General features: G+C 66.4%; 19 protein-coding genes and 1 pseudogene. 12 read left to right on the forward strand and 8 right to left on the reverse strand.

Annotated elements, in window-relative coordinates; translation table 11 throughout:
• Nucleotides 1-215 precede the first annotated feature (215 nt).
• A complete protein-coding gene (locus B3446_RS01950) occupies nt 216-1,589 on the reverse strand; it encodes an MmgE/PrpD family protein (RefSeq protein WP_291377060.1) in 1,374 nt (457 codons plus the stop codon).
• A gap of 16 nt (nt 1,590-1,605) precedes the next feature.
• Nucleotides 1,606-2,766: an acyl-CoA dehydrogenase family protein gene (locus B3446_RS01955; protein WP_105238791.1), complete on the reverse strand. Its 1,161-nt coding sequence runs from the start codon at nt 2,764-2,766 to the stop codon at nt 1,606-1,608.
• Between the two features lie 232 nt (nt 2,767-2,998).
• Between B3446_RS01955 and B3446_RS01960 the strand changes: the two are divergent.
• Nucleotides 2,999-4,432, forward strand: a pseudogene (locus B3446_RS01960) (methyl-accepting chemotaxis protein); the annotation flags it as partial.
• A 150-nt stretch (nt 4,433-4,582) separates the two neighbouring features.
• On the opposite strand, the gene B3446_RS01965 reads toward B3446_RS01960, so the two are convergent.
• Complete coding sequence (locus B3446_RS01965; RefSeq protein WP_224776937.1) at nt 4,583-6,436, reverse strand: EAL domain-containing protein; 1,854 nt, start codon at nt 6,434-6,436, stop codon at nt 4,583-4,585.
• Nucleotides 6,437-6,638: 202 nt separating this feature from the next.
• Between B3446_RS01965 and rdgB the strand changes: the two genes are divergently transcribed.
• The 5 genes from rdgB (at nt 6,639) to ntrC (ending at nt 12,870) form a co-directional block, all read left to right on the forward strand.
• Nucleotides 6,639-7,262 (forward strand): RdgB/HAM1 family non-canonical purine NTP pyrophosphatase, encoded by a 624-nt coding sequence (rdgB, locus tag B3446_RS01970; protein WP_291377064.1) that lies wholly within the window; start codon nt 6,639-6,641, stop codon nt 7,260-7,262.
• A 35-nt stretch (nt 7,263-7,297) separates the two neighbouring features.
• A complete protein-coding gene (gene hemW / locus B3446_RS01975) occupies nt 7,298-8,518 on the forward strand; it encodes a radical SAM family heme chaperone HemW (RefSeq protein ID WP_291377066.1) in 1,221 nt (406 codons plus the stop codon).
• A gap of 183 nt (nt 8,519-8,701) precedes the next feature.
• The gene (gene glnA / locus B3446_RS01980) at nt 8,702-10,114 is read left to right on the forward strand and encodes a type I glutamate--ammonia ligase (protein ID WP_056560974.1); all 1,413 of its coding nucleotides are present in this window, start codon (nt 8,702-8,704) and stop codon (nt 10,112-10,114) included.
• 186 nt (nt 10,115-10,300) lie between these two features.
• A complete protein-coding gene (gene glnL, locus B3446_RS01985) occupies nt 10,301-11,365 on the forward strand; it encodes a nitrogen regulation protein NR(II) (RefSeq protein WP_056560977.1) in 1,065 nt (354 codons plus the stop codon).
• Entirely contained in the window at nt 11,365-12,870 is a 1,506-nt protein-coding gene (gene ntrC, locus B3446_RS01990; protein ID WP_291377071.1) for a nitrogen regulation protein NR(I), read from the forward strand. The genes glnL and ntrC overlap by 1 nt, the downstream gene beginning before the upstream one ends.
• A gap of 65 nt (nt 12,871-12,935) precedes the next feature.
• On the opposite strand, the gene B3446_RS01995 is transcribed toward ntrC, so the two are convergent.
• Nucleotides 12,936-13,847, reverse strand: coding sequence for a LysR family transcriptional regulator (locus B3446_RS01995; RefSeq protein ID WP_056560983.1), 912 nt, complete (start codon nt 13,845-13,847; stop codon nt 12,936-12,938).
• A 182-nt stretch (nt 13,848-14,029) separates the two neighbouring features.
• Between B3446_RS01995 and B3446_RS02000 the strand changes: the two genes are divergently transcribed.
• The 5 genes from B3446_RS02000 (at nt 14,030) to B3446_RS02020 (ending at nt 18,490) form a co-directional block, all read left to right on the forward strand.
• Nucleotides 14,030-14,728, forward strand: coding sequence for a pirin family protein (locus B3446_RS02000; RefSeq protein WP_175121664.1), 699 nt, complete (start codon nt 14,030-14,032; stop codon nt 14,726-14,728).
• A gap of 103 nt (nt 14,729-14,831) precedes the next feature.
• Nucleotides 14,832-15,737, forward strand: a complete 906-nt coding sequence (locus B3446_RS02005) for a pirin family protein (RefSeq protein WP_291377074.1) — start codon at nt 14,832-14,834, stop codon at nt 15,735-15,737.
• Between the two features lie 99 nt (nt 15,738-15,836).
• On the forward strand, nt 15,837-16,433 hold the full coding sequence (locus B3446_RS02010) for a CGNR zinc finger domain-containing protein (protein WP_291377076.1): 597 nt from the start codon (nt 15,837-15,839) through the stop codon (nt 16,431-16,433).
• A gap of 224 nt (nt 16,434-16,657) precedes the next feature.
• Nucleotides 16,658-17,530 carry an alpha/beta fold hydrolase gene (locus B3446_RS02015; RefSeq protein ID WP_291377077.1) on the forward strand — a complete coding sequence of 291 codons (873 nt, stop codon included), beginning with the start codon at nt 16,658-16,660 and terminating at the stop codon, nt 17,528-17,530.
• A 54-nt stretch (nt 17,531-17,584) separates the two neighbouring features.
• Nucleotides 17,585-18,490, forward strand: a complete 906-nt coding sequence (locus B3446_RS02020; protein ID WP_291377078.1) for a LysR family transcriptional regulator — start codon at nt 17,585-17,587, stop codon at nt 18,488-18,490.
• A 6-nt stretch (nt 18,491-18,496) separates the two neighbouring features.
• Here B3446_RS02020 and B3446_RS02025 read toward each other — a convergent pair whose 3' ends face one another.
• Nucleotides 18,497-18,961 carry a RidA family protein gene (locus B3446_RS02025; protein WP_291377080.1) on the reverse strand — a complete coding sequence of 155 codons (465 nt, stop codon included), beginning with the start codon at nt 18,959-18,961 and terminating at the stop codon, nt 18,497-18,499.
• A gap of 54 nt (nt 18,962-19,015) precedes the next feature.
• Nucleotides 19,016-19,762, reverse strand: a complete 747-nt coding sequence (locus B3446_RS02030) for an SDR family NAD(P)-dependent oxidoreductase (protein ID WP_175121658.1) — start codon at nt 19,760-19,762, stop codon at nt 19,016-19,018.
• Between the two features lie 207 nt (nt 19,763-19,969).
• On the opposite strand from B3446_RS02030, the gene B3446_RS02035 reads away from it, so the two are divergent.
• Nucleotides 19,970-20,947 carry a Bug family tripartite tricarboxylate transporter substrate binding protein gene (locus tag B3446_RS02035; RefSeq protein ID WP_191578685.1) on the forward strand — a complete coding sequence of 326 codons (978 nt, stop codon included), beginning with the start codon at nt 19,970-19,972 and terminating at the stop codon, nt 20,945-20,947.
• A gap of 63 nt (nt 20,948-21,010) precedes the next feature.
• Here B3446_RS02035 and B3446_RS02040 read toward each other — a convergent pair whose 3' ends face one another.
• Together B3446_RS02040 and B3446_RS02045 are read right to left on the reverse strand one after the other, a co-directional pair.
• Nucleotides 21,011-21,787: an ABC transporter ATP-binding protein gene (locus tag B3446_RS02040; protein WP_191578686.1), complete on the reverse strand. Its 777-nt coding sequence runs from the start codon at nt 21,785-21,787 to the stop codon at nt 21,011-21,013.
• Nucleotides 21,788-21,792: 5 nt separating this feature from the next.
• Nucleotides 21,793-23,463 (reverse strand): ABC transporter permease, encoded by a 1,671-nt coding sequence (locus B3446_RS02045; protein WP_291377084.1) that lies wholly within the window; start codon nt 23,461-23,463, stop codon nt 21,793-21,795.
• Between the last annotated feature and the right edge of the window lie 116 nt (nt 23,464-23,579).

Genomic DNA, 23,579 nt, shown 5'->3' on the forward strand with positions numbered 1-23,579 from the left:
TAACGAGCGACCATAATGTCTTGTGAGATAACCGCCAGCTGACGGATTTGCCTGTAGGGTGTCAGACACCTGCAGAGGGTGAGACACCTGCAGCAACTGACAGATGTGCCCGCAGGGTGTCAGACACCTGCCGCGGACACTTGCAGCGTAGCCACAACGCAAAAAAAGCCGCAGATGCGGCTTTTTTTTGTGCCCGAGTTTCAGGCATTCGCGCGTTACTTCGGCAGCAGCGCCTCCACCTTGCCCACTTTTTCAAGCCCCCAGATCGTCGCGATCAAGCCGCGCAGCTCTTGTTCCGACGCCGCATCGGCGTACCTGCCCAGGCTGAGCGTCTTGTCCTCGATCTCGGGGCGGCTGAGCGTGTTGCCCGGGTCGCCCTTTGGTTCGTCCACACGACCATGCAGCACGCGGCCGTCCCGGGTGTACACCGTGACCTTGCCGATCCAGCGTTGCGGATAGGCGCCGTCGACTTCCGCATCGAGCGCCATTTCCACCTTGCCGCGGAAGGCGGCGACGCCCGGGTCGTCGAGGCCCGCGTCAAATTCCGCCAGACCGGCGCGGCCCTGTCGCGCGATCAGCGCCAGCACCGTGCCCATCGAAAACTTGGACTGGTGCACGGTCTGCGGATTCACAACCGGGCCAAGCACGTCGATGGCGCCCTGATGGACGTGTGCCACGACGCGCTCGACGTCGTCTTCGGTCAGGTGGTTGTCGCGCAGCGCCTGCTGCAGCGCGTCGGCGGCCGGATGCGTGTGGCGGCACGAGGCATGGAACTTGAACGAGGTTTCGGCCAGCGCCCAGCGCTGTCCCAGGCGGTCGCACAGGCGGCTGGGGTCGGCGTCGGTGGACATGCCGGCCGCCATGCCCTGCGGGCCTTCCAGGATGTGGCGCGCGCCGGTGAACCCTTCGCGCGCCAGGTAGGCCGCGGTGATGCCGTCGGCGGCCGCCTTGGCGGTGTGCAACTGCTTGGAGTCGGCGGCGTCGCGCAGGAATTCCCACAGCCCCGCCGCTTGCGTGCCGGCCGAACCCAGCGCGTGCAGCATCTGTTCAGGCGACAGGCCCAACAGCCGGCCGGTGGTGACCGCGGCGGCCAGCGTGCCCGCCGTGCCGGTCGTGTGAAAGATCTTGTAGTGCGAGCGGCCCAGGAACTCGCCAACGCGAATGCCGACCTCGTAGCCGGCCACGGCGGCGGTGAGCAGATCGCGGCCCGAGGAACCCAGCGCCTGCGCCACGGCCAGGGCAGGGGGAAATACCACGGCCGCCGGGTGAAAGACGGAGCCGTTGTGCACGTCGTCCTGTTCCACCACGTGCGCGGCGGCCGCATTGACCATGGCGGCAAAGAGCGGCGTCGTGCGGCGGCGGGTGATGAGGACTTCACTGGGACCATCCGCCGGCCCCATCGCGGCGGCATAGCGGTCGATCGCCTGGACCGCGCGGGCCGATGCGCCGGCCAGGATGGAGGCCAGGCAGTCGAGCAGCAGGTCTTCGGCGCGGCGCAGCACCGGGGCGGGAATGTCTTCGTAGCGCAGGTTGGCGGCAAAGGCCGCGAGTTCGGCGCTCAGGTGCGGGGTGTCTTTGTCTGCGGTCATGTCGGAAGATGGCGTGTCAGAAGGAGCGGGGCAGGCCCAGGATGTGTTCGGCGACGTACGACAGGATCAGGTTGGTGGAAATGGGCGCCACTTGATAAAGGCGCGTCTCGCGGAACTTGCGTTCGACGTCGTATTCATTGGCAAAGCCAAAGCCGCCATGGAACTGCAGGCAGGCGTTGGCGGCTTCCCAGGATGCGTCCGCCGCCAGCAGCTTGGCCATGTTGGCCTGGGCCCCGCAGGGCTCGTGGGCATCGAAGAGCCGGCAGGCCTCGTAGCGCATCAGGCTGGCCGCTTCGACGTTGATGTGCGCGCGCGCAATGGGGAACTGCACGCCCTGGTTCTGGCCGATGGGGCGGCCGAACACCACGCGTTCCTTGGCGTAGGCGGTGACCTTGTCGACAAACCAGTAGCCGTCGCCGATGCACTCGGCGGCAATCAGCGTGCGCTCGGCGTTCAGGCCATCCAGGATGTACTTGAAACCCTTGCCTTCTTCGCCGATCAGGTTTTCTTCAGGGATTTCCAGGTTGTCGAAGAAGAGCTCGTTGGTCTCGTGGTTGACCATGTTGGGGATCGGGCGGATCGACATGCCGTGCTTGACCGCGTGGTGCAGGTCGACCAGGAAGATCGACATGCCCTCGGACTTGCGCGTGACCTGATCGAGCGGCGTGGTGCGCGCCAGCAGAATCATCAGGTCCGAATGCTGCACACGAGAGATCCAGACTTTCTGCCCATTGATGACATAGCGGTCGCCGCGCTTGACGGCGGTGGTCTTGATCTTGGTGGTGTCGGTGCCGGTGGTGGGTTCGGTGACGCCCATCGACTGCAGGCGGAGTTCACCGGCGGCGATGCGGGGCAGGTATTCGCGCTTCTGGGCTTCGGAGCCGTGGCGCAGCAGCGTGCCCATGTTGTACATCTGGCCGTGGCAGGCGCCGGAGTTGCCGCCGCTGCGGTTGATTTCTTCCATGATGACCGAGGCTTCGGTCAGCCCCAGGCCCGAGCCGCCGTATTCCTGCGGGATCAGCGCCGCCAGCCAGCCGGCTTCGGTGAGGGCGCGGACGAAGTCCTCGGGGTAGCCGCGCTCTTCGTCGACCTTGCGGAAATATTCGGAGGGGAATTGCGCGCAGAGGTCGCGCACGGCTTCGCGGATGTCCTGGTAGGCGTGGGAGGCTTGGTGCATGTGGCTGACTGTTCTATGTGAAGGAATGGTTCGGTACAGGATCGAATGTGCCGCAAGGGCGGGCAGGTGCCAATTCACAAATCATTAATACGGGGTTCCTGAACGCAAAAGCGCGCGTTCATGACCGCTGTGCGTCATGTTTCCGCCAAGGTTGTGTCAAGAAATTGCCAAACTGCATCTCCATAATCCGTGGCACTGCCGCGATGGCGGCCAAGGCTATACACGGATGGATATGCGGAAAAATCTGAGAGTCACGACGGCGCTATCGGCCATTCTTGCGTTGTTCGTCGTGCTGTTCGCTGTCGCTGCGGCGGCGGGTATCACGGTCTTGCGCGACAACCGCGCCGATATCGAGGCCCTGGGCCGGGGCAGCATCGAAAGGGCGAGTGATCTGGCGGATATGACCAGCCGGCTGTTTCAGGCGCGCGCGGCGCTGACGGATGCCAAGACGGCGATGGAAGGCGGGCTGGAAGACGCGCGCAACGCGTCGCTGGCCCAGGCCGATGGGCTGCTCAAGCAGGCCGCCGCCAGTCTGGCGCGCCTGCGTGCCAACCCCGACGACAGCGCCCAGGGCGCGCCGCTGTTCGGCCAGGTGCTGACGGCCTATGCCGCCTTTGCGGACCAGACGCTTGCGCCGATGAGCAAGGCGATCCAGGGCTGGAACGGCATCGAGGTCAACCGGCTGACGGACAAGGCGCTGCCCGCCAGTGGCGCGGGCTATGTGAAGCAGGTCGAGGCCTACCAAGCCTACGCCCGCGAACACGGGCAGGAGGCGGTGGCCGGCGCAAGCCGCACCCTGGAGCGCGTGATCGTGGTGGCGGCCGCCGTGCTGGGTTTCGTCCTGGTGCTGGCGATCCTGATCCGGCTGGGATTCCGCCGCAGCATCGTGCGGCCCCTGAACGAGGCGGGGGCGCACTTTGACCGCATCGCGGACGGCGATCTGACTGGCGCGATCACGCAGCGCGGCGACAACGAGATCGGCGTGTTGTATTCGGCGATGCGCCGCATGCAGACGGGCCTGTCGACCGCGGTCGCGTCGGTGCGCCTGGGCGTCGAAGAGATCCATACCGGCGCCGGCGAAATCGCGGCCGGCGGCGCGGACATGTCGGACCGTGCGGCCCGGCAGGCCGGTTCGCTGCAGGAAGCGTCGGCCAACATGACGCAGCTGGCGCACACCGTGCAAATGACCGCAGGCAACGCGGACCTGGCCAGCCGGCAAGCGGTCAGCGCTACGCAGTTGGCGCAGCGCGGGGGGCAGGCCGTCGACGAAGTGGTGCACAGCATGCAAGGCATCGCCGACAGCGCGCGGCGCATCGGCGAGATCGTGGGCGTGGTGGACAGCATTGCGTTCCAGACCAACATCCTGGCGCTCAACGCGGCCGTGGAAGCGGCGCGCGCGGGCGAGCAGGGCAAGGGCTTTGCCGTGGTGGCGGGGGAAGTGCGGTCGCTCGCGCAGCGCAGCGCCCAGGCGGCGCGCGAGATCAAGGGCCTGATCGAAGACTCGGCCGCGCGCGTGGATGCCGGCGTACGTCATGTGAACCTGGCGGGCGACACCATGCGCGATGTGGTCGCTTCCGTGGACCGTGTGACGCAGATCGTGGCCGAGATTTCCAGCGCCACCGCCGAGCAGGCGTCCGGTATTGCGTCGGTCAACGATGCGGTGGCCGATATCGAGCGGTCCACGCAGGAAACGGCCGCCATGGTCGAAGAGACGGCGGCGGCTGCGGCCGCGCTGGAAGCCCAGGCGCAGGGGCTGCGCCGGGCGGTGGCCAAATTTCAGATTGCAGAGGGCGCGCAGGCGGCGGCGCGCGAAGCCTCAGCCGGTGAGCTGCGGCAGGTCGGCGCCGGTGTAGCGCTCGGCCACGAGCGACAGATTGCCGTGCTTGACCTTGTGCTTGACATGGGCAGCCGCCGAGGCGATGTCCTCAGGGCGGATGCGCTCGCATAACGAGGGCGTGACGGTCAGGGCGCCCACGCCCAGCGTCACGAACGGAAAGAAGCGCGGCACGCCGTAACGGTCCTCGGCCTCGATGCCACCGTTGCGGCGGCCCTGTTCGTCGTACAGGGCCATGGCGCCCTCGTTGAATTCGGCAATGATGCGCTCGATACGCGTCATCCAGTCCGGACTACGCAGCAGCACCACGAAGTCGTCGCCGCCCACATGCCCCACGAAATCGCGCTGCGGGTCGCAATGGCGCTTGATGACGTCGGCGGTCAGCATGATCATGTCGTCGCCGCGCCAGTAGCCGTAGACGTCGTTGAAGGGCTTGAAGTTGTTCAGGTCGCCGTAGCAGATCGTGAAGTCCGCGGCGTCTTCCAGCAGCGTGGCAATGTGCCGGCTGATGGGGATATTGCCGGGCAGGGACGTCAGCGGGTTGGCGTAGCGCGCCGCCTCGATACGCATCTCGGTCACCGAGCGCACCAGAGTTTCGCCAGTGGCCAGACCGTCATAGCGGCCGTCGCGCGTGATGATCAGCCCGTCCATCAGGTAGCGCTGGTCTTCGGAAATCAACACGTGGCTCAGCTGGTCGATCGACACGTTCACGTCCACCAGCACCGGCTCGGCGTTCATGAAGGTCGAGCAGGCGTCGCGGCCGAAGAGCTCGCGCGTGTAGCGCTGCGCGTAGTGTTCGGAGAAGTCCCGCCGGTTGATGATGCCGACCGGCCGGTTGTCGGCGTCGACCACCGCCACGGCGTGCAGGTTCTTGTGCTCGATGAAGAGGCGATGCACGTCATCGTTGGTGTGCTTGGTCAGGAGCGCAGCCGGGGCCTCCACCCGCAGACTGACGGCCGTGCCGCCGGCGGCGCGCTGCGACACCGGCGCCGACGTGCGCGAGCGCAGCGAGTCGCGCAGGGGCGGCGTCAGTTCGGTCAGCAGGGTTTCGTCGGGCATGCCCAGGAACCAGCCCTGCGCGTAGCGGATGTCCAGCTCGCGCACGACGGCAAGGTCCTCGGCGGTTTCGATGCCTTCGGCGATGACCGACGTGCCCAGGTGCTGCGCCACCTTCAGGATGGCGCGCACCATGTTCTGCTTGCGCTCGTCGTGGCCGATGCCGTCAAAGAAATAGCGGTCGATCTTGACCAGCTCGGGCTGGGTTTCAGCCCAAAGCTGCAGGTTGGAGTTGCCGACGCCATAGTCGTCGAGCGCGATGCGCATGCCGGCCTCGCGCAGGCAGGCAAACGCGTTGTGCAGTTCGCCCATGCGGTCCGACAGCGGATCCTGCTCGGTCAGTTCGACGACGATGCTGGCCGGTTCCAGCGCGCAGTCCTTAAGCAGCCGCCCGGGCATGTCGTGGCCCCAGAGGGTCCAGTAATGGAGCAGGGCGGAGCCGGACAGGTTCAGGAACAGCTTGCCGGCGGCGTCGTTCTGTTCAAATCCGCGTGCGCCCGCGCGGAAGCTGGCCAGTTCAAGCTGCGGGTGCAGCCCTTGGCGGCGCGCTTCGGCGAACAGGGCGTCGGGAAAGTGCAGGGGGGTATCGGCGGGGCCGCGGATCAGGCTTTCGTGGCCGTAGATGCGGCTGTGCGACAGGTCGACCACTGGCTGGAAGCGCGGCCGCAATAATCTTTCGCGCAGAATGCCAGCCAGGCTGGCGTGGGCGGGCGCTCCGCCCGGGAGATTGAGCGGAGCACGGGCCGCGGCGGGCCGTGGCAAAGCGTGAATGGAGTTCATCGCCGGGGCATTGAAATACGATCAGTGACAAGATCGGTCATATTGACAACAAAATATGTCTGCGTTGTTGCGCCATGTCGTGACGTGCAATCTTCAGTCGCTGTTACATCCATGTCAACAACGAATTCTCACGTTCGTGGTGCCCATGCCAATATCGTGGGATGCCGACCCGCTGTCGGCCCAGCCCTATACAATCCGGCCTATGACTTCCCCCAAGATTCCCGACTCCCTGCGCCGTGTCGTCCTGGCGTCCAAGAACGCCGGCAAGCTGCGCGAGTTTTCCGCCTTGTTCGCGCCGCTGGGCATCGAACTGGTGCCGCAGGGCGACCTCGGCGTGCCGGAAGCCGAAGAGCCGCACGTCACGTTCGTGGAAAACGCGCTGGCCAAGGCGCGTCATGCCAGCCGCCTGACCGGGCTGCCCGCGCTGGCGGACGACTCGGGCCTGTGCGTGGCCGCGCTGGACGGCGCGCCGGGCGTGTATTCAGCGCGCTATGCCAAGATGCACGGCGGCGAAAAGTCGGATGCGGCCAACAACGCATTGCTCGTGCGCAACCTGGCGTCCGTCGCCGACCGTAGCGCCTGGTATGTCGCTGTTCTGGCGCTGGTGCGTTCCGAGAACGACCCGCGTCCGCTGATCGGCGAAGGCCTGTGGCATGGCGAGATCATCGACGTGCCCGAAGGCGCCAACGGCTTTGGCTACGATCCGCACTTCTACCTGCCCGACATGGCGCTGACCGCTGCGTCGCTGGATCCCGATGAAAAGAATCGGGTCAGCCATCGCGCCCGGGCGCTGCGCGAGCTGCTCAGCAAGCTGAGCCACGCTTGACCACGGCGCCGCCAAGGCGCCAGGAATTTTTTCGCATGTCCATCACCATTCCCATCCGCAACGATATGGGCGCGACCAAGTCGCGCCTCGTTGTTCCCGCAGGCGCCACGCTGACCAGCCTGCCGCCGCTGTCGGTCTACGTCCACGTGCCATGGTGCGTGCGCAAGTGCCCGTACTGCGATTTCAACTCGCATGCCGCGCCGGGTGAAATTCCCGAACGCGCCTATCTGGATGCGCTGCGCAGCGACCTCGAGCAGTCACTGCCGTCCATCTGGGGCAGGCAGGTGATTTCCGTCTTTATCGGTGGCGGCACGCCCAGCCTGTTGTCGGCGGCCGGCCTGGACGAGCTGCTGGCAATGCTGCGGGCGTACCTGAACCTGTGGCCGGACGCCGAAATCACGATGGAGGCGAACCCCGGCACGGCCGAGGCGGGGCGCTTTCGTGACTATGCGGCCAGCGGCGTCACGCGGTTTTCGCTGGGCATCCAGAGCTTTGACGATGCGCAGTTGAAGAAATTGGGCCGCATCCACGATGCCAACCAGGCGCGCGCGGCCATCGAAATGGCGCAGCAGGCGGCGGCCCGGGTCAATCTGGACATGATGTTCGCTTTGCCCGGCCAGACGCTGGAGGCCTGTTCGGCCGATCTGCGGCAGGCGATTTCGTTCGGCACCGAGCACCTGTCGCTGTATCACCTGACGATGGAGCCGAACACGGTCTTCGCGAAGTTTCCGCCCGAAGACCTGCCGGACGACGACACGAGCGCCGCCATGCAGGACGCGGTGGAAGCCGAGCTGGCGGCGGCGGGACTGGCGCGCTACGAGGTATCGGCCTACGCCAAACCGGGCGCCCGCTGCCGCCACAACATGAATTACTGGAAGTTCGGAGACTACCTGGGCATCGGCCCCGGCGCGCACGGCAAGCTCTCGTTTCATGACCGCATCGTGCGCGAAGCGCGGCTGCGCAGTCCGGATTCGTGGATGCAGGCCGCCATGGCGCGCGACGGCAGCCATCTGGCCGAGAGCCGGCAGGTCGGGCCGGACGAACTGCCGTTCGAGTTCATGCTCAACGCCCTTCGCCTGAAGGAAGGCGTGGCGGCCACGGCGTTCAATGAACGCACCGGTTTGTCGCTTGCCGTCATTGCGCACCAATTGGAGGCAGCCTCGAAACGGGGCCTGCTCGACGCCGATCCCACGCGCCTGCGCGCGACGCCCCTGGGCTGGCGCTTCCTCAATGACCTTCAGGAAATGTTCCTGTAAGGTGCAAGCACCAAGATGGGGCGATCACGCCCCATCTTTTGCACCACGATGGTGCTACATTGCCCCAAGACTGACGTGCCTCCCCCCGGGAATACCGGGGCGAAACCTGGCACGCTTATTGCTTCCCTCTTTTATGCCAGTCGACGGGCAAAGCCCTCGACCTTTTTATCTAATGGAGATGACATGGCAAGCCCGAAAGACGTCCTGAAACAGATCGCCGATAACGAAGTGAAATTCGTGGATTTCCGCTTTACCGATACGGTTGGCCGTGAGCACCACGTTTCCGTGCCCACCACCGCTATCGATGAAGACAAGCTGGAAAGCGGGCAGGCTTTCGACGGTTCGTCGATCCCGGGCTGGAAGGGCATCGAAGCTTCCGACATGCTCCTCATCCCCGACTGCGCCACCGCCAACCTGGATCCGTTCCGCGAAGAGCCGACCCTGATCCTGTCGTGCGACGTGGTCGAACCGTCGGACCTGAAGGGCTATGACCGTGACCCGCGCTCGCTGGCCAAGCGCGCTGAAGCCTACCTGAAGTCCTCCGGCCTGGGCGACACCGCCTACTTCGGTCCGGAACCCGAATTCTTCGTGTTCGACGGCGTGACCTGGAACACCGACATGTCGGGCACGTTCGTCAAGATCAAGTCCGAGGAAGCCCCGTGGTCCACGGGCCTGGAATTCGAAGGCGGCAACACCGGCCACCGTCCGGGTGTGAAGGGCGGCTACTTCCCCGTTCCGCCGGTCGATTCGTTCCAGGACATGCGTTCGGAAATGTGCCTGCTGATGGAACAGATGGGCGTGCCGGTTGAAGTGCACCACCACGAAGTGGCTGCCCCGGGCCAGCTCGAAATCGGCACCAAGTTCAGCACCCTGGTGCAGCGTGCCGACTGGACCCAGATCGTCAAGTACGTCGTGCACAACGTGGCCCATGCCTACGGCAAGACCGCCACGTTCATGCCCAAGCCCATCGTTGGCGACAACGGCTCCGGCATGCACGTCCACCAGTCCATCTGGAAGGACGGCCAGAACCTGTTCGCGGGCAACGGCTACGCCGGCCTGTCCGAATTCGCCCTGTACTACATCGGCGGCATCATCAAGCACGCCAAGGCCCTGAACGCCATCACCAACCCGGGCACGAACTCGTACAAGCGCCTGGTCCCGCACTTCGAAGCGCCCGTGAAGCTGGCCTACTCGGCCCGCAACCGTTCGGCTTCGATCCGCATTCCGTACGTCGGCAACCCGAAGGGCCGCCGCGTCGAAGCGCGCTTCCCGGACCCCCTGGCCAACCCGTACCTGGCTTTCTCGGCTCTGATGATGGCCGGCCTGGACGGCGTCCAGAACAAGATCCACCCGGGCGATCCGGCCGACAAGAACCTGTACGACCTGCCGCCGGAAGAAGACGCGAAGATCCCGACCGTCTGCGCCTCGCTGGAAGAAGCGCTGGAATCCCTGGACAAGGACCGCGAGTTCCTGACCCGTGGCGGCGTGTTCAGCAACGACATGCTCAACGCCTACATCGACCTGAAGATGGCCGATGTGACGCGTCTGCGCATGACGACGCACCCGGTCGAATTCGACATGTACTACAGCCTCTGATGGTTTGAGGCCGTGGCTGGGGGGAGCGCGATGAGGTAGGCAGAAGCACGGCTTACACCGCGCGCACCACCAGGTAGCCGCCCGACGAATTGCCCGCCCGGCCCCGCGCCGGCGGGCAGGGCGCCGGGTTGGCGCGCCCGTCGCGGACGCGTTCCGCTTTCCCCTGTCCATTCGGGTACGTTGAAAATGAATGTTGAAGCTCTCGATCTGCTAGCCACGTCAGTCTTCCTGGTCAACGAGCGCGGCCACATCGAATACGCCAACGCCGCCGCCGAGGATCTGTTCGGCCGCTCGCGCAAGCAACTGGGCGGGCATTCCGCCGCCACCCTGTTCGACAACCCCGAGAACATCCAGTCATCCATCGACCGCGCCGCGGGCGGCAGGTACGCCGACGTGAGGCAACTGGCCTCGTTGCGCCGCGCCGCCGAATCCGTTGAAGTCGCCGTGACCACCGTGGGACTGACCGGCCAGCGTTGGCCGGTGCTGATCGAGACCCGCGAAATCGAGCAACGCGTGCTGGCCGACCGCAACCACCGCCTGGTGGACGAGATCGAAGCCCACCGCGAACTGCTGCGCAACCTGGCGCATGAAGTCAAGAATCCCCTGGGCGGATTGCGCGGCGCCGCGCAACTGCTGGAAGCCGAGCTGCCCAGCGCAGCCCTGGCCGAATACACCCAGGTCATCATTTCCGAAGCCGACCGCCTGCAGGCGCTGGTGGACCGCCTGAGCGGCCCGCAACGTGTGCCGCTCAATGCGCGGCCGGTGAACATCCATGAAATCTGCGAGCGCGTCTGCGCGCTGATCCAAGCCGAGTTCCGCAACGACGTCACGATCCAGCGCGACTACGACGCCTCGGTGCCGGACCTGAAGGGCGACGCCGCCCGCCTGATGCAGGCCGTGCTCAACGTGGCGCGCAACGCCGCGCAGGAACTGGTGGCGCGCCCGCAAGGCCCGCAGACCGAACCCGGCGTGGTGACGCTGCGCACCCGCGTGGCGCGGCAGGTCATGCTGGCGCACCGGCAGCACCGCCTGGCGCTCGTGCTGTCCATCATCGACAACGGTCCGGGCGTGCCGGACCACATCCGTGACCGCATCTTCCACCCGCTGGTCACGGCCAGGGCTGGCGGTACCGGCCTGGGCTTGAGCCTGGCGCAGGACTTCGTGCAACAGCACGGCGGCATCATCGAATTTGAATCCCGACCGGGGCGCACCGAGTTTCGCCTGGTCCTCCCGATGGAGCCCGCAAACTGATGAAACCCGTATGGATCGTCGACGACGACCAGGCCATCCGCTGGGTCCTCGAAAAGGCCCTGGCCCGCGCTGGCGTCCCCACCCGCAGCTTTTCCCAATCGGCCGACGTGCTCGAGGCGCTTTCGCGTGAAACGCCCCTGGCGCTGGTGTCGGATATCCGCATGCCCGGCGGCAACGGCCTCGAGCTGTTGCGCCAACTGAAAGAGCGGCATCCCGGTCTGCCGGTCATCGTGATGACCGCGTTTGCCGATCTGGACAGCACCGTTTCCGCCTTCCAGGGCGGCGCGTTCGATTACCTGGCCAAGCCGTTCGACGTGAACGAGGCCGTCGCGCTGATCCAGCGCGCCATGCAGGAATCGAGCCAACCCGAAAGCCCGGACGGGCAGGGCGAAGCCGCGCAGAACAACGAGCGCTGGATGATGACGCAATCGTCGTCCACCGCGATGCAGGAAGTCTTTCGCGCGATCGGCCGGCTGGCGCAGTCCAAGGTCACCGTCCTGATCACTGGCGAGTCCGGCACCGGCAAGGAACTGGTGGCCCGCGCGCTGCACGGCCACGGCGTGCGCGCCAGCGGACCGTTCGTGGCGCTGAACGCGGCGGCCATCCCGCGCGACTTGCTGGAGGCCGAACTGTTCGGCCACGAGCGCGGCGCGTTCACCGGCGCCAACAATCTGCGCCGCGGCCGCTTCGAAGAGGCGCACGGCGGCACGTTGTTCCTGGACGAAATCGGCGACATGCCGATCGAGCTGCAGACGCGACTGCTACGCGTGCTGGCCGAGGGCAGCTTTTACCGCGTCGGCGGTGCGCAGCCCGTGCGCGTGGACGTGCGCATCGTGGCCGCCACGCACCAGCCGCTGGAGCAGCGGGTCGAGCAAGGCCTCTTCCGCGAAGACCTGTTTCACCGCCTGAACGTCATCCGCCTGCGGCTGCCGCCGCTGCGAGAGCGGGTCGAAGACATCCCCGCGCTGGCCCAGCACTTCCTGACCGCCAGCGCCCGCACGCTGGGCGTGCCCGTCAAGCGGCTGACGCCCGAGGCGCTGGCCGTGCTGACCAAGTTCGACTTCCCGGGCAACGTGCGCCAGCTTGAGAACTTCTGCCACTGGCTGACGGTGATGGCGCCGGGCCAGACGGTGGATCGTATTGACCTGCCGCCTGAAATCCGGGCCATGGAACATCAGCCGCAGCACGCATCCGCGCCCATGCGGCCCGCTACGCCGACGGCTGGCGTGGGTACGGTGGTGCAGTCGGGCGCCTACGCCGCGGAACCGGCTGAGGACGGCGCGCCGCGCAATTGGCAGGATTCGCTGCTGCGCGATGCGCAGTACCGGTTGGAACGCGGCGAGCCCGCAGTCATGGCGACACTCACGCGCCAGTTCGAGAAGATCCTGCTGCAAAGCGCGCTGGATGCCAGCCGGGGCCGCCGCGTGGAAGCCGCCTCGCGCCTGGGGATCGGCCGCAACACCATCACGCGCAAGCTGCGCGAGCTGGGTATCGAAGACGAGTAGCCAATCCGGCACCGGCCCCGCAGTGGGCCGGTTTCCGACCCGAGCGCATGTGAGCTTGGTCCGGCCTACATGCCGAGCAGGCTTTCGCAAAGGCGCGGCGACTTCAGTTTCTGCAGCCACCACTTCATGGCCTCGCCGGGCGGCTCCGCCCGCCACGCGTACGCCACGTGTTCCGTCAGGGACATGCCTTCATCCGTTTCGCATACCACCAGCAAGCCTTGCGCAAGGTAGGGCGCGGCCAGCGTCAGCGGCAGATAGCCGCAGCCCAGGCCGCGCACCTGCGCGTCGATCTTGGCCTGCATCGACGGCATCACCAACGTCGGCTGCTCCGACAAGATGCCGCGCGACTGCACGGGCAGGTTGCGCGAGGTATCGGCAATCACCACGGCGCAGTAGCGCGTGATGTCCGCCCGGCTGAGCGGCTGCGGCAGTGAGGCTAGCGGGTGATTCGCCGCCACGCAGAATCCAAATTGCATCACGCCGATCGCTTGTGAACGATACGGGCCGGTGGGTTCGCCCGCCGCGCCCGCGCCGATCACCAGGTCGGCGCGGCCGGAGGTCAGGGCGTCCCAGTTGCCGCTCAGCACTTCGGTGCTAAAGCGCAGCGTCGTGGCGCTGCCCACCGCATGGAATTCGTCGATCAGGTCGTAGATGGGCCGCCACGGAATCACGGCACTGACGGCGATGCGCAGTTGCACTTCCCATCCCGTGGCAATGCGCTTGACCCTGCTGGCCAGCTCGTCCAGCGACTGCAACAGATGCCGCCCATCCTTGAGCAGCGCCTCGCCGGCGGGGGTCAGCAGCGCGCGGTGCCCCGAGCGGTCGAACAGCAGCACGTCCAGCCCGTCTTCGAGCTTGCGGATGGAATAGGTGACGGCGGAAGGCACCTTGCCCAATTCGCGGGCCGCCTTGGCAAAGCTGCCGTGACGTGCGATCGCGTCGACGAGGACAAGAAGTTCAGGGGTGATGGGCTGCATGTCAGGGCGTGAAAGGCGGGTATTCAAATAATTTGAACGAAGTCATCAAAATATAGCGCCAAAACCAAGCGGCGGGGCGCGCAGAATACCACTCATGCCGGGGATGCAGACAAACGGCGAGGCAGAAAGCCAAGCCAGGAAGCACCCCCTAATCATTCATATTATTGAAACAGGAGTTCAAGATGCTTACGATTCGCCGCGCTGCAGAACGGGGTCATGCCAACCACGGATGGCTCGATTCGTTCCACACCTTCTCCTTCGCCAACTATTACGACCCGGCTCACATGGGCTTCGGCGCGCTGCGTGTGATCAATGACGACCGCATCGCAGCCGGCCGCGGCTTCGGTACGCACGGCCACCGGGACATGGAGATCATCACCTACGTGCTGGACGGCGCCATCGCCCACAAGGACAGCATGGGCAGCGGCTCGGAAATCCAGCCGGGCAACGTTCAGCGCATGAGCGCCGGTCGCGGTGTGATGCACTCCGAGTTCAACCCCCGGCCCGATGCCGAAACGCACATGCTGCAGATCTGGATCGAGCCGAACGTGACCGGCATCGCGCCGGAATACGAAGAGCGCGCCTTCAGCGATGAGCAAAAGCGCGGCCGTCTGCAAGCCCTGGTGACGGGCGACGGCGCTGACGGGTCGATGACGATCCATCAGGACGCCCGTCTGTACGCCGGTCTGTTCGACGGCGACGAGTCGGCCTCGCTGCCGCTGGCTGCCGGCCGCCGCGCCTGGGTCCACGTGGCCCGCGGCAGCGTGACGGTCAACGGCGCCGCGCTGAATGCCGGCGACGCCGTGGCGATCACCGACGCCGCCAGCGTCGAGGTGTCGGGCGGCAAGGACGCCGAAGTGCTGGTCTTCGACCTGGCCTGACGCCAACCGCCGGGCGGATCCTGGAATCCGCCCGGTTTCACACAATACCGGCCGCGAGGCCATTAAGATGGCCCCAGGCCTACCCATTGCGGAGCATTGCACCATGTCGACCCTGTCCCAAGCCGGCGAAAGCCAGATCGAAACCGTTGTGGTGCCGCGCACCAGCGACTTGGGCGGGTTTTCCGTCCGCCGCGCCATCCCTTCCATGCAGCGCCGAAGCGTGGGTCCGTTCGTCTTCCTGGACCAGATGGGACCGGCGGACTTCGACGTCGGCGCCGGCATCGACGTGCGTCCCCATCCGCACATCGGCCTCTCCACTGTGACGTACCTGTACGAAGGCTCGATGGTCCACCGCGACGGCGCGGGCCACACGCAGACCATTCTGCCGGGCGAAGTGAACTGGATGACCGCCGGTCGCGGCATCGTCCATTCCGAACGTTCCTCGCCGGAAAGCCGGCTTGCGCCGCAGCGGCTCTGTGGACTGCAGATCTGGGTCGGGCTGCCCAAGGCGCACGAGGAGACCGATCCTGGGTTCACGCACTATGGGCTGGATGCGCAACCGGTGATCGAAGGCGAGGGCGTGCGCGCCCAGGTCGTGGCCGGTTCGCTGTTCGGCAAGACTTCCTCGGTCAAGACGCTGTCGCCGCTGTTCTATGGCGACCTGCAATTGCAGGCGGGCGCGACCACCGTGCTACCGGCGGAACACGAAGAGCGCGCCGCCTATCTGGCGCAGGGCGAGGTCGAAATCGACGGCCAGACGTATGAAAGCGGGCGCCTGGTCGTGTTCGCCCCGGGCAAGCCGGTGCAGATCCGCGCCAAGACGGCCGCACGTTTCGCGGTGCTGGGCGGCGAGCCGCTCGACGGCCCGCGCTTCGTGTGGTGGAACTTCGTGTCCAGCAGCAAGGACCGCATCGAGCAGGCCAAGCAGGATTGGCAGCGCACGCGGTTCGATCAGATCGTGCCCGGCGATGAGACCGAGTACATCCCGCTGCCGGAAGCCCGCGCCTGAGCGGGCGGGATGATGCGTGATGGGACGCGTCATCCCGCCCCATGATCGTGTAACTTTTATTGTTTGTTTTTGAGGGTTACACTGGCGCCGGAGATCACCATGAACACCAGCCACGCACCCGAATTCCGACAGCTGGGCGACCACGTCGCCCTGGATCTGATCAACACCGTCGAGCAGAGCAGCGCCGGCCCGGTCGACCGATGGCAGTCGGACGCGGATGTGGCGGGTTGGCTGGCGCTGGCGGGATTCGCCGCCGAGCAGGGCCCCGCGCCAGCCGGTCTGCTGGAAAGCGCGCGCGGGCTGCGCGAAACCGTCCGGGAGTTGGTCGCCCAGCGCAAGGCGCACGCGCCGCTGGCGCTTGCCGCGTTAAATCGCGTCCTGGCGGCGGGGGGCAGTCACCTGGAGCTCACGCCGGCAGACGATGGCAGCCTGGTGATGTCGCGCCGTTATCCCTCGCAAACCGCGGCGCAGTGGTTGCTGCCGGTGGCCGAGGCGGCGGCCGACCTGCTCGCGCATGGCGATTTTGGACTGGTGCGCAAATGCGAAAGCGATGCGTGCTCGCTGTGGTTCTACGACAGGACGCGGTCGCACAAGCGGCGGTGGTGCAGCATGGCGCTGTGCGGCAACCGGCACAAGGTGGCGGCGTTCCGGCAGCGCGAGGCCGCGGACGCCAGCACCAAGGCGAAAACACAATGATCGATGGTTCCCAGCCTGGCTCATGCCGGGCTTTTTCATAGGTGGCGTCGGGTTCATCTGGGAGTCGGGCGGCCCGCATCGGCACATAGCGGCTACGCATCGCACGCCGATTTTGATGTCGAGTAACCAGTAAAGCCGCTGTTGACAGGTTACGCAAAATGCGTAGACTGTGCCGTGAAGCTTCGAAATCCTATCGTCATTCCTGCCGAATCCCGGAGATCCTCATGACCGCCCAGCCCGACAACACCGTCCATTACCGCCATGCGCAAGCCGATGGCATGCGCTTCTTCTATCGCGAAGCCGGCGACCCGCAGGCTCCCGTGCTTTTGCTGCTGCACGGCTTTCCCACGTCGTCGCATCAGTTCCGCAACGTCATCCCGCAACTTGCCCAGCACTTTCGCGTCATCGCGCCGGATCTGCCCGGATTCGGCTTCACAGAAGTCCCGGCCGAGCGCGAATACCGCTACACCTTCGACAACCTGGCCAAGTCGCTGGAAGCGTTTGTCGACGAACTGGGGCTGACCCGCTACGCGATGTATTTCTTTGACTACGGCGCGCCGACGGGCTTGCGGCTGGCGGTGGCGCACCCCGAACGGGTGACCGGCCTGGTTTCCCAGAACGGCAACGCGTATCTCGACGGCCTGGGCGACGCGTGGGCGCCCATCCGCGCCTACTGGAACGACCCGTCGCCCGCAAACCGCCAGACCATTCACGATGCCATCCTGAACTTCGAAGGCACCAAGTGGCAGTACGTGCACGGCGTGGCCGACCCGGACAGCGTCGCGCCTGAAGGCTATACGCTGGACGCGGCCCTCATGGAACGGCCAGGCAACAAGGATATCCAGCTCGATCTGTTCCTGGACTATGCGAACAACCTGACGCAATACCCGGCATTCCAGGCGTTCTTCCGTCAGGCCCAGGTGCCCACGCTGGCGATCTGGGGCCGCAACGATCCCTTCTTCATTCCGCCGGGCGCTGAGGCCTATCGCCGCGACAACCCGGATGCCGTGGTCGAACTGCTGGACACCGGCCACTTCGCGCTCGAAACTCACGGCCAGTACATCGCCCAGCGCATCATCGATGTGTTGGGGCGCTGACCGGCCAGGGCGGCCTGATGGTTTCCCGGACCGGATTTCACGGCAGGAGCCCGCATGACGCGCCACTTTGACGACCTGCAGCTGGGCAGCATCGAGATGTTCTGCCTGGCGGCGGAACTCAGCAGTTTCACGGCCGCCGCCAACGCCGCGGGCGTCACTCCAGCGGCCGTCAGTCGCAGCGTCTCGCGGCTGGAGGCGCGGCTGGGCATTCGGCTGTTCGTGCGCAGCACTCGGCATATCCGGCTTAGCGACGAGGGCCGTGCCTACTTTGAGCAGGTGCGCCCCGCCATTGCGCAACTGGTCGACGCCGAACGCCAGGTGGGCGGGCAGGGCGCCGCCGGTCGGCTGCGCATCAGCCTGCCGACGCCCTATGCGCATTACCGCGTCCTGCCGCTGCTGCCCGCATTTCGCGACAAGTATCCCAACGTGGACGTGCACGTGCATATCAGCAACCGCAATGTCGATTTCGCCGATGACGGTTATGACCTGTCGGTGCGCGGGCGCGCGCCCGACGACTCGGCGCTGATCGCGCGCAAGCTGGAGGACGCCGAGCTGGTGGTGGTGGGTGCGCCGGATTACTTGCGCCGGCGTGGCACGCCGCGAGCGCTGGACGATCTGGCCGCGCACGACTGCATCCAGTTCGACCGGCCCAGCAGCGGGCGGCGCATTCCGTGGACATTTCAGGTGGAGGGCGAAGCGGTCGATATCGTGACCGACGGCGCCTATGGCACGGGCGAGGATGTGCTGGGCGGCGTGACACTGGCCCGAGCTGGCGCGGGCCTGTTCCAGACGTATCGCTTCGTGGTCGAAGACGACCTGCGCGCGGGCAGGCTGACCGAGGTGATGCAGCAACACGGCGGCAGCACCCGGCCGTTCGTGTTGCTGTACCCGCATGCCCGGCACGTATCGCGCCGGGTGCGGGCGTTCGTCGATTTCCTGGTCGACAAGCTGGCGGACTGAGCGGGGTCAGGCGCCTTTCAACTGGGCGATCACCACCAGGATCACTGCCGCGTTGCCTGGCTGCTGCGCAACCGAATTGGCGGTGCGCGCGTGGCCAGCCTTCTCGCCCAGCACCCGGGCAAACAGGCCGGATGCGCCATCCAGCACGGCGGGCTGATCCAGAAAGCGCGGTGCGCTGGCGACATAACCCTCGACGCGGACAAGGTGGTCCAGCCGGTCGAAGCTGCCGGTGTGTTGGCGGATCTGCGCCAGCACGTTCAGCGCGGCGAGTTCCGCGGCCTGACGGCCCTGGTCGACGGTAAGCTCCGCGCCGACGCGGCCCTGCCACACCACGCGCCCATCGCGCAGCGGCAATTGGCCCGAGATGAACAGCAGGTCGCCCGCCTGGCTGACGGCGGTGTATTGGCCCAGCGGCTGGGGTGCGGGCGGAAGGGTCAGGCCAAGTTCGGCCAGTCTGGCTTCAATGGACATGGTGGGTCTCTCGTTGTGAGGACGCCCGCCGCGGGGCGGGCGTTCGTGATGATGCTACCAATGACCCGCAGCGGCGCCGCCATCGACCGGAAGGATCGCGCCGGTGGTGTAGGCGGAATCGGTCAGATAGGTGACCGCCCCGACAATGTCGTCCACCTTGCCCATGCGGCCGGCCGGCTGCAACGAATTCAGGAAGCCGAACGTGGCCGGATCGTGCATCGGCGTCTCGATGATGCCGGGCGCCACCGCGTTGACGCGGATGTTCCGGTCCGACAGTTCGATCGCCAACGCCCGCGTGGCGTGGTTCAGGCCGCCCTTGATCAGCACCGGCAGTAGTGCCGGGACGCGGCTGCTGGGCTGCATGGCGATGCTGGCCGTGATGTTGACGATGTGGCCGTCGCGGTATTCCGACATGTGTGCGGCCGCCTGCTGGGTGATGTGGAAGAAGCCCTTCAGGTTCGTGTCGATGATGCGGTCCAGATCTTCATCGGTGTAGTCGCCCAGGGGCTTGGGAATGAAGATCCCCGCGTTGTTGACCAGCACGTCGATGCGGCCGAACCGCTCGGTGGCCTGGCGCACGATATCGCGGGCGGTGCTGGCCAGGGCGATGTCGCCGGCCACGGCCAGGAAGCGGTCGGGCAAGCCCAGGCCTTCCTTAGCCAGCCGCTCGGCGGCCGCGTTCAGGCCTTCCTGGCTGCGGGCGTTGCCCACCACGTTGTCGCCGCGGCGCAGGTATTCCTGCGCCAGGGCAAATCCGATTCCGCTGGACGCGCCCGTGATCACTACAGTCTTGTTCGACATTTCAATACTCCGGTTTGGCATTTGAGGGTGCCTGCGCGCTCAGACAGTGAGACGAACTATAGGAGCGGGCGCGCGGGCGATAAACGCCCGCGGCGGAACATGAATTGATACCTGGCGGAACAAGCCGGAGGGATCGCGCTGTGCGACGCCGCTGTCCGGGGATAAGATGCGCTACCCGTGCATAACGACAAACGGGAGGGAGACATCATGCATCGCTACACCCACAATGCGCTGCGCGGCTTGGCCGCGCTGGCGTTGATCCAAGGTGCCGTGCCCGCGCACGCCGCCGGCTATCCGGCCAAGCCCATCACCTTCATCGTGCCGTACACCGCGGGCGGCACGACCGATCTGGTCGCGCGCACGGCGGGCCAGAAAGTGGCCGAAAAGCTCGGGCAGCCGGTCATCGTCGAGAACCGTCCCGGCGCGGGCGGCAACATCGGCATGGACGCCGTCGCCAAGGCCGCGCCGGACGGCTACGTCATCGGCTTCGGCGCGATATCCACGAACGCGCTCAATCCGTTCGTGTACCCGAAAATGCCGTTCGATCCGACCAAGGATTTCACGGGCATCAGCATGCTGGGGGCGTCTTCCGTGGTGCTGGAGGTGGGCCCGTCGGTGAAGGTGGACAGTGTCAAGGACCTGGTCGCGTATGCCAAGGCGAATCCCAATACGTCGTACGGCACGCCCGGCACGGGCACGTCCATGCACCTGGCGGGGGTGATGTTCGACCAGTTGACCGGGGCCGGCATGCAGCACGTGCCCTACAAGGGCAGCGCCCAGGCGTTGAACGATCTGCTGGGCGGACACTTGCCGGTCATGTTTGACAACCTGCCCGCGTCGCTGCCGCACATCAATGCGGGCAAGGTCCGCGCGCTGGCGGTCACCGGCAGCAAGCGCGCGCCGGCGTTACCCGACGTGCCGACGCTGGCCGAATTGGGCTATTCGGGCGCGGTCGTGGATCCGTGGTTCGCGGTCTATGGGCCCGCCGGCATGTCGCCCGACGTGACGCGCGTGCTGAGCGATGCCTTCCAGGCGGCGCTTGCGATGCCGGACGTCAAGGATAAGCTCGAGAAGGCCGGCTTCATGCCCTATGGCTCGACGCCGCAGGAAGTCGAGCGGCTGACCCAAAGCCAGCACGAGGCCTTCAAGGCCTTATCGCAGAAGGTGAAGCTGTCGGCGGATTGATGAGTAGGGCGGGGCATGCGGGACGCGGGGGCACCGAGGTCCGCGCGGGTCTCGCAGGTCCCGTTACCGGCCGCGCGCCAGCGCCTGTTCGCGCTGTTCTTCAAGCGCCTCGCGGCGGATGAAGTCGCGCACGAAGGTGTCGGCCGGGTTGTGGTGCAGGTTGTAGGGCGTATCCCATTGCGCGATGCGGCCCTTGGCCATCACCCCGATGCGGTCGGCAATCGCGAACGCTTCGGCCTGGTTGTGCGTGACCAGGATCGCAGTGTGGCCCGTGGTCTTCAGGATCTCGCGCACCTCGAAGGCCAACCGCTCGCGCGTGTCCACATCCAGGTTCGAAAACGGTTCGTCCAGCAGCAGCAGGTCGGGCGAGGGCGCAAGCGCGCGCGCAAGGGCCACGCGTTGCTGCTGGCCGCCGGAGATCTCATGCGGATAGCTGTTGGCAGCGTGTGCCAGGCCGACGAGTTCCAGCATCTCTTCGACACGGCGAGCGCGGTCCGGACGCGGCAGCTTGCGCAGGCCGAACGCCACGTTGAGCGCCACGGTCAGGTGCGGAAACAGCGCGTAGTCCTGGAACATCATGCCCACGCGGCGCAGCTCGGGTGCGACCTGTTCGGTGGGCGACGAGATCACCGTGCCGTCCAGCAGGATGCGGCCGGCGCGCACCGGCTCGAAGCCGGCAATGGCGCGCAGCACGGTGGTCTTGCCGCAGCCGGACTCGCCCAGCAGGCAGCCGATGTGGCCGGCGGGCAGGCCCAGCGACAGGTCCTGCACGATGGGCTTCAAGCCAGCGGGCGTGTCGTAGGCCAGGGAGAGGTGGTCGATTTCTAGCAGATCGGGCACGATGATCAATGTCCCATTTTCAGATTGGTGCGCGCCAGCAGAATGACCGGCAGCAGGCCGGCCAGCACGATGGCCAGCGCGGCCACGGCGCCTTCTTCGTACGTGCCGCGCGCGGCTTCCGCGTAAAGCCACGTGGCCAGGGTGTCGAAATTCATGGGGCGCAGCAGCAGGGTCGCAGGCAGTTCCTTCATGGCGTCCACGAACACCAGCAGCGCGCTCGCGGCCAGCGCGGGCCGCAGTAATGGCAGGTGGACGCGGCGCAAGGTGCCGCCCGACGTCTCGCCCAGCAGGCGCGACGCTTGTTCCAGAGACGGCGGGATGCGTGCCAGCCCGGCTTCCAGCGCCCCGGTGGAAATCGCCAGGAAGCGGATCGCATAGGCGCACACCAGCGCGCCCATCGAGCCCATCAGGAATAGGCCCGTGCCGCCGAACACGCGCGCGACCGCGCTGTCGATCCACACGAACGGGGTCAGCAGGCCGATGGCCAGCACCGTGCCGGGCACCGCGTAGCCCAGGCTGGCGATGCGCGCGCAGGCGCGGCCCGGGTTGAAGCCGGCGCTTTCGCGCAGGGTGCGGCCCGCCCATGCAACGATCAGCCCGCAGAGCAAGGTGACCACGGTGGCGCTGGACGCGACGATCAGGGTGTTGCTCAGGCCGCCGATCAATTGGTCCGACACGCCGCCCACCAGGTGAAGCCGCTTATAGGTTTCAACGACCAGATACAGCGCTGGCGCGACAAACCCGATCAGGACGGGAATCCAGCCCAGCACGGCCGCGACGGCAGCCGCCGCGCCACGCAGCCGGCGCGGCTGCATCGGGCGCATGCGCTGCGTGTTGGCGTAGCGCTGCCGCTTGCGGCCGTGGCGCTCCAGCAGGATCAGCCCGATGACGATCGCGAGCATGGTCAGCGCAATCTGCGCGGCGCCAGCAAGGTCTGAACGGGTGACCCAGGTGGTGTAGACGGAGACGGTCAGCGTTTGCACGCCGAGGAATTCGGAGGCCCCGATGTCGTTCAGGGTTTCCAGCAGCGCCAGGCTCACGCCCACCACGATCGCGGGACGAGCCAGGGGCAGGGCGACACGGCAGAACACCGTCACGCGGCCCGCGCCCAGCGTGCGGGCAGCTTCGAGCAGGCTGGCGGCCTGCGTCATGAACATGACGCGGGTGCTCAGGTAGACATAGGGGTACAGCACGAAGCCCAGGACAAAGATCGCGCCGTAGATGGAGCGCAGGTCGGGCAGGCGGAATTGGCGCGGGCTGTCGAAGCCCAGCATGGCGCGGATCGCCGACTGAATGGGCCCGATGGGGTGCAGCAGGTCCAGGTAGGCAAACGCAATGATGTAGGTGGGCACCGCCAGCGGCAGCAGGAGCGCCCAGGTCAGGACCCGACGCGTGGGAAACTCGTACGCGGTCACCAGCCATGCGGCGCCGGTGCCAAGCAAGGTCACGACGATGCCCACACCGGCCAGCAGCATGACGGTGTTCGCGAAGGCCTGCGGCAGCACATAGCTGGCCAGATGCTGCCAGTGTTCCAGGCTGCCGCCCATCGCCCAGCAGCCGAGCGTCAGTACCGGCGCCAGCACCGCCAGCGCGATCAGGGTAGCGCCAACCAGCCAGCCGGTTCCGCGTTCAGACCAGCGCAGCCGCAGCGGCGTGGGCAAGGATTGTGTGTGCATGCTTCAAAGTCGGTTGCATCAATGGCAAGGCCTGTTCCCCCGGAAAAGCGGGAACAGGCCCTACGCTTTGCGCCCGGTGCAGGGCGCTCGCGTGTCACTGCGTCACGGTCACGCCA

Source organism: Achromobacter sp. UBA5777 (genome assembly GCF_002418565.1).
GTDB lineage: Bacteria > Pseudomonadota > Gammaproteobacteria > Burkholderiales > Burkholderiaceae_B > Achromobacter > Achromobacter animicus.

What these genes read in the sequence shown, in the direction of transcription:
- B3446_RS01950 (WP_291377060.1), bottom strand. Translation starts at nt 1,589, where the DNA reads ATGACCGCAGACAAAGACACCCCGCACCTGAGCGCCGAACTCGCGGCC.
- B3446_RS01955 (WP_105238791.1), bottom strand. Translation starts at nt 2,766, where the DNA reads ATGCACCAAGCCTCCCACGCCTACCAGGACATCCGCGAAGCCGTGCGC.
- B3446_RS01965 (WP_224776937.1), bottom strand. Translation starts at nt 6,436, where the DNA reads ATGAACTCCATTCACGCTTTGCCACGGCCCGCCGCGGCCCGTGCTCCG.
- rdgB (WP_291377064.1), top strand. Translation starts at nt 6,639, where the DNA reads ATGACTTCCCCCAAGATTCCCGACTCCCTGCGCCGTGTCGTCCTGGCG.
- hemW (WP_291377066.1), top strand. Translation starts at nt 7,298, where the DNA reads ATGTCCATCACCATTCCCATCCGCAACGATATGGGCGCGACCAAGTCG.
- glnA (WP_056560974.1), top strand. Translation starts at nt 8,702, where the DNA reads ATGGCAAGCCCGAAAGACGTCCTGAAACAGATCGCCGATAACGAAGTG.
- glnL (WP_056560977.1), top strand. Translation starts at nt 10,301, where the DNA reads ATGAATGTTGAAGCTCTCGATCTGCTAGCCACGTCAGTCTTCCTGGTC.
- ntrC (WP_291377071.1), top strand. Translation starts at nt 11,365, where the DNA reads ATGAAACCCGTATGGATCGTCGACGACGACCAGGCCATCCGCTGGGTC.
- B3446_RS01995 (WP_056560983.1), bottom strand. Translation starts at nt 13,847, where the DNA reads ATGCAGCCCATCACCCCTGAACTTCTTGTCCTCGTCGACGCGATCGCA.
- B3446_RS02000 (WP_175121664.1), top strand. Translation starts at nt 14,030, where the DNA reads ATGCTTACGATTCGCCGCGCTGCAGAACGGGGTCATGCCAACCACGGA.
- B3446_RS02005 (WP_291377074.1), top strand. Translation starts at nt 14,832, where the DNA reads ATGTCGACCCTGTCCCAAGCCGGCGAAAGCCAGATCGAAACCGTTGTG.
- B3446_RS02010 (WP_291377076.1), top strand. Translation starts at nt 15,837, where the DNA reads ATGAACACCAGCCACGCACCCGAATTCCGACAGCTGGGCGACCACGTC.
- B3446_RS02015 (WP_291377077.1), top strand. Translation starts at nt 16,658, where the DNA reads ATGACCGCCCAGCCCGACAACACCGTCCATTACCGCCATGCGCAAGCC.
- B3446_RS02020 (WP_291377078.1), top strand. Translation starts at nt 17,585, where the DNA reads ATGACGCGCCACTTTGACGACCTGCAGCTGGGCAGCATCGAGATGTTC.
- B3446_RS02025 (WP_291377080.1), bottom strand. Translation starts at nt 18,961, where the DNA reads ATGTCCATTGAAGCCAGACTGGCCGAACTTGGCCTGACCCTTCCGCCC.
- B3446_RS02030 (WP_175121658.1), bottom strand. Translation starts at nt 19,762, where the DNA reads ATGTCGAACAAGACTGTAGTGATCACGGGCGCGTCCAGCGGAATCGGA.
- B3446_RS02035 (WP_191578685.1), top strand. Translation starts at nt 19,970, where the DNA reads ATGCATCGCTACACCCACAATGCGCTGCGCGGCTTGGCCGCGCTGGCG.
- B3446_RS02045 (WP_291377084.1), bottom strand. Translation starts at nt 23,463, where the DNA reads ATGCACACACAATCCTTGCCCACGCCGCTGCGGCTGCGCTGGTCTGAA.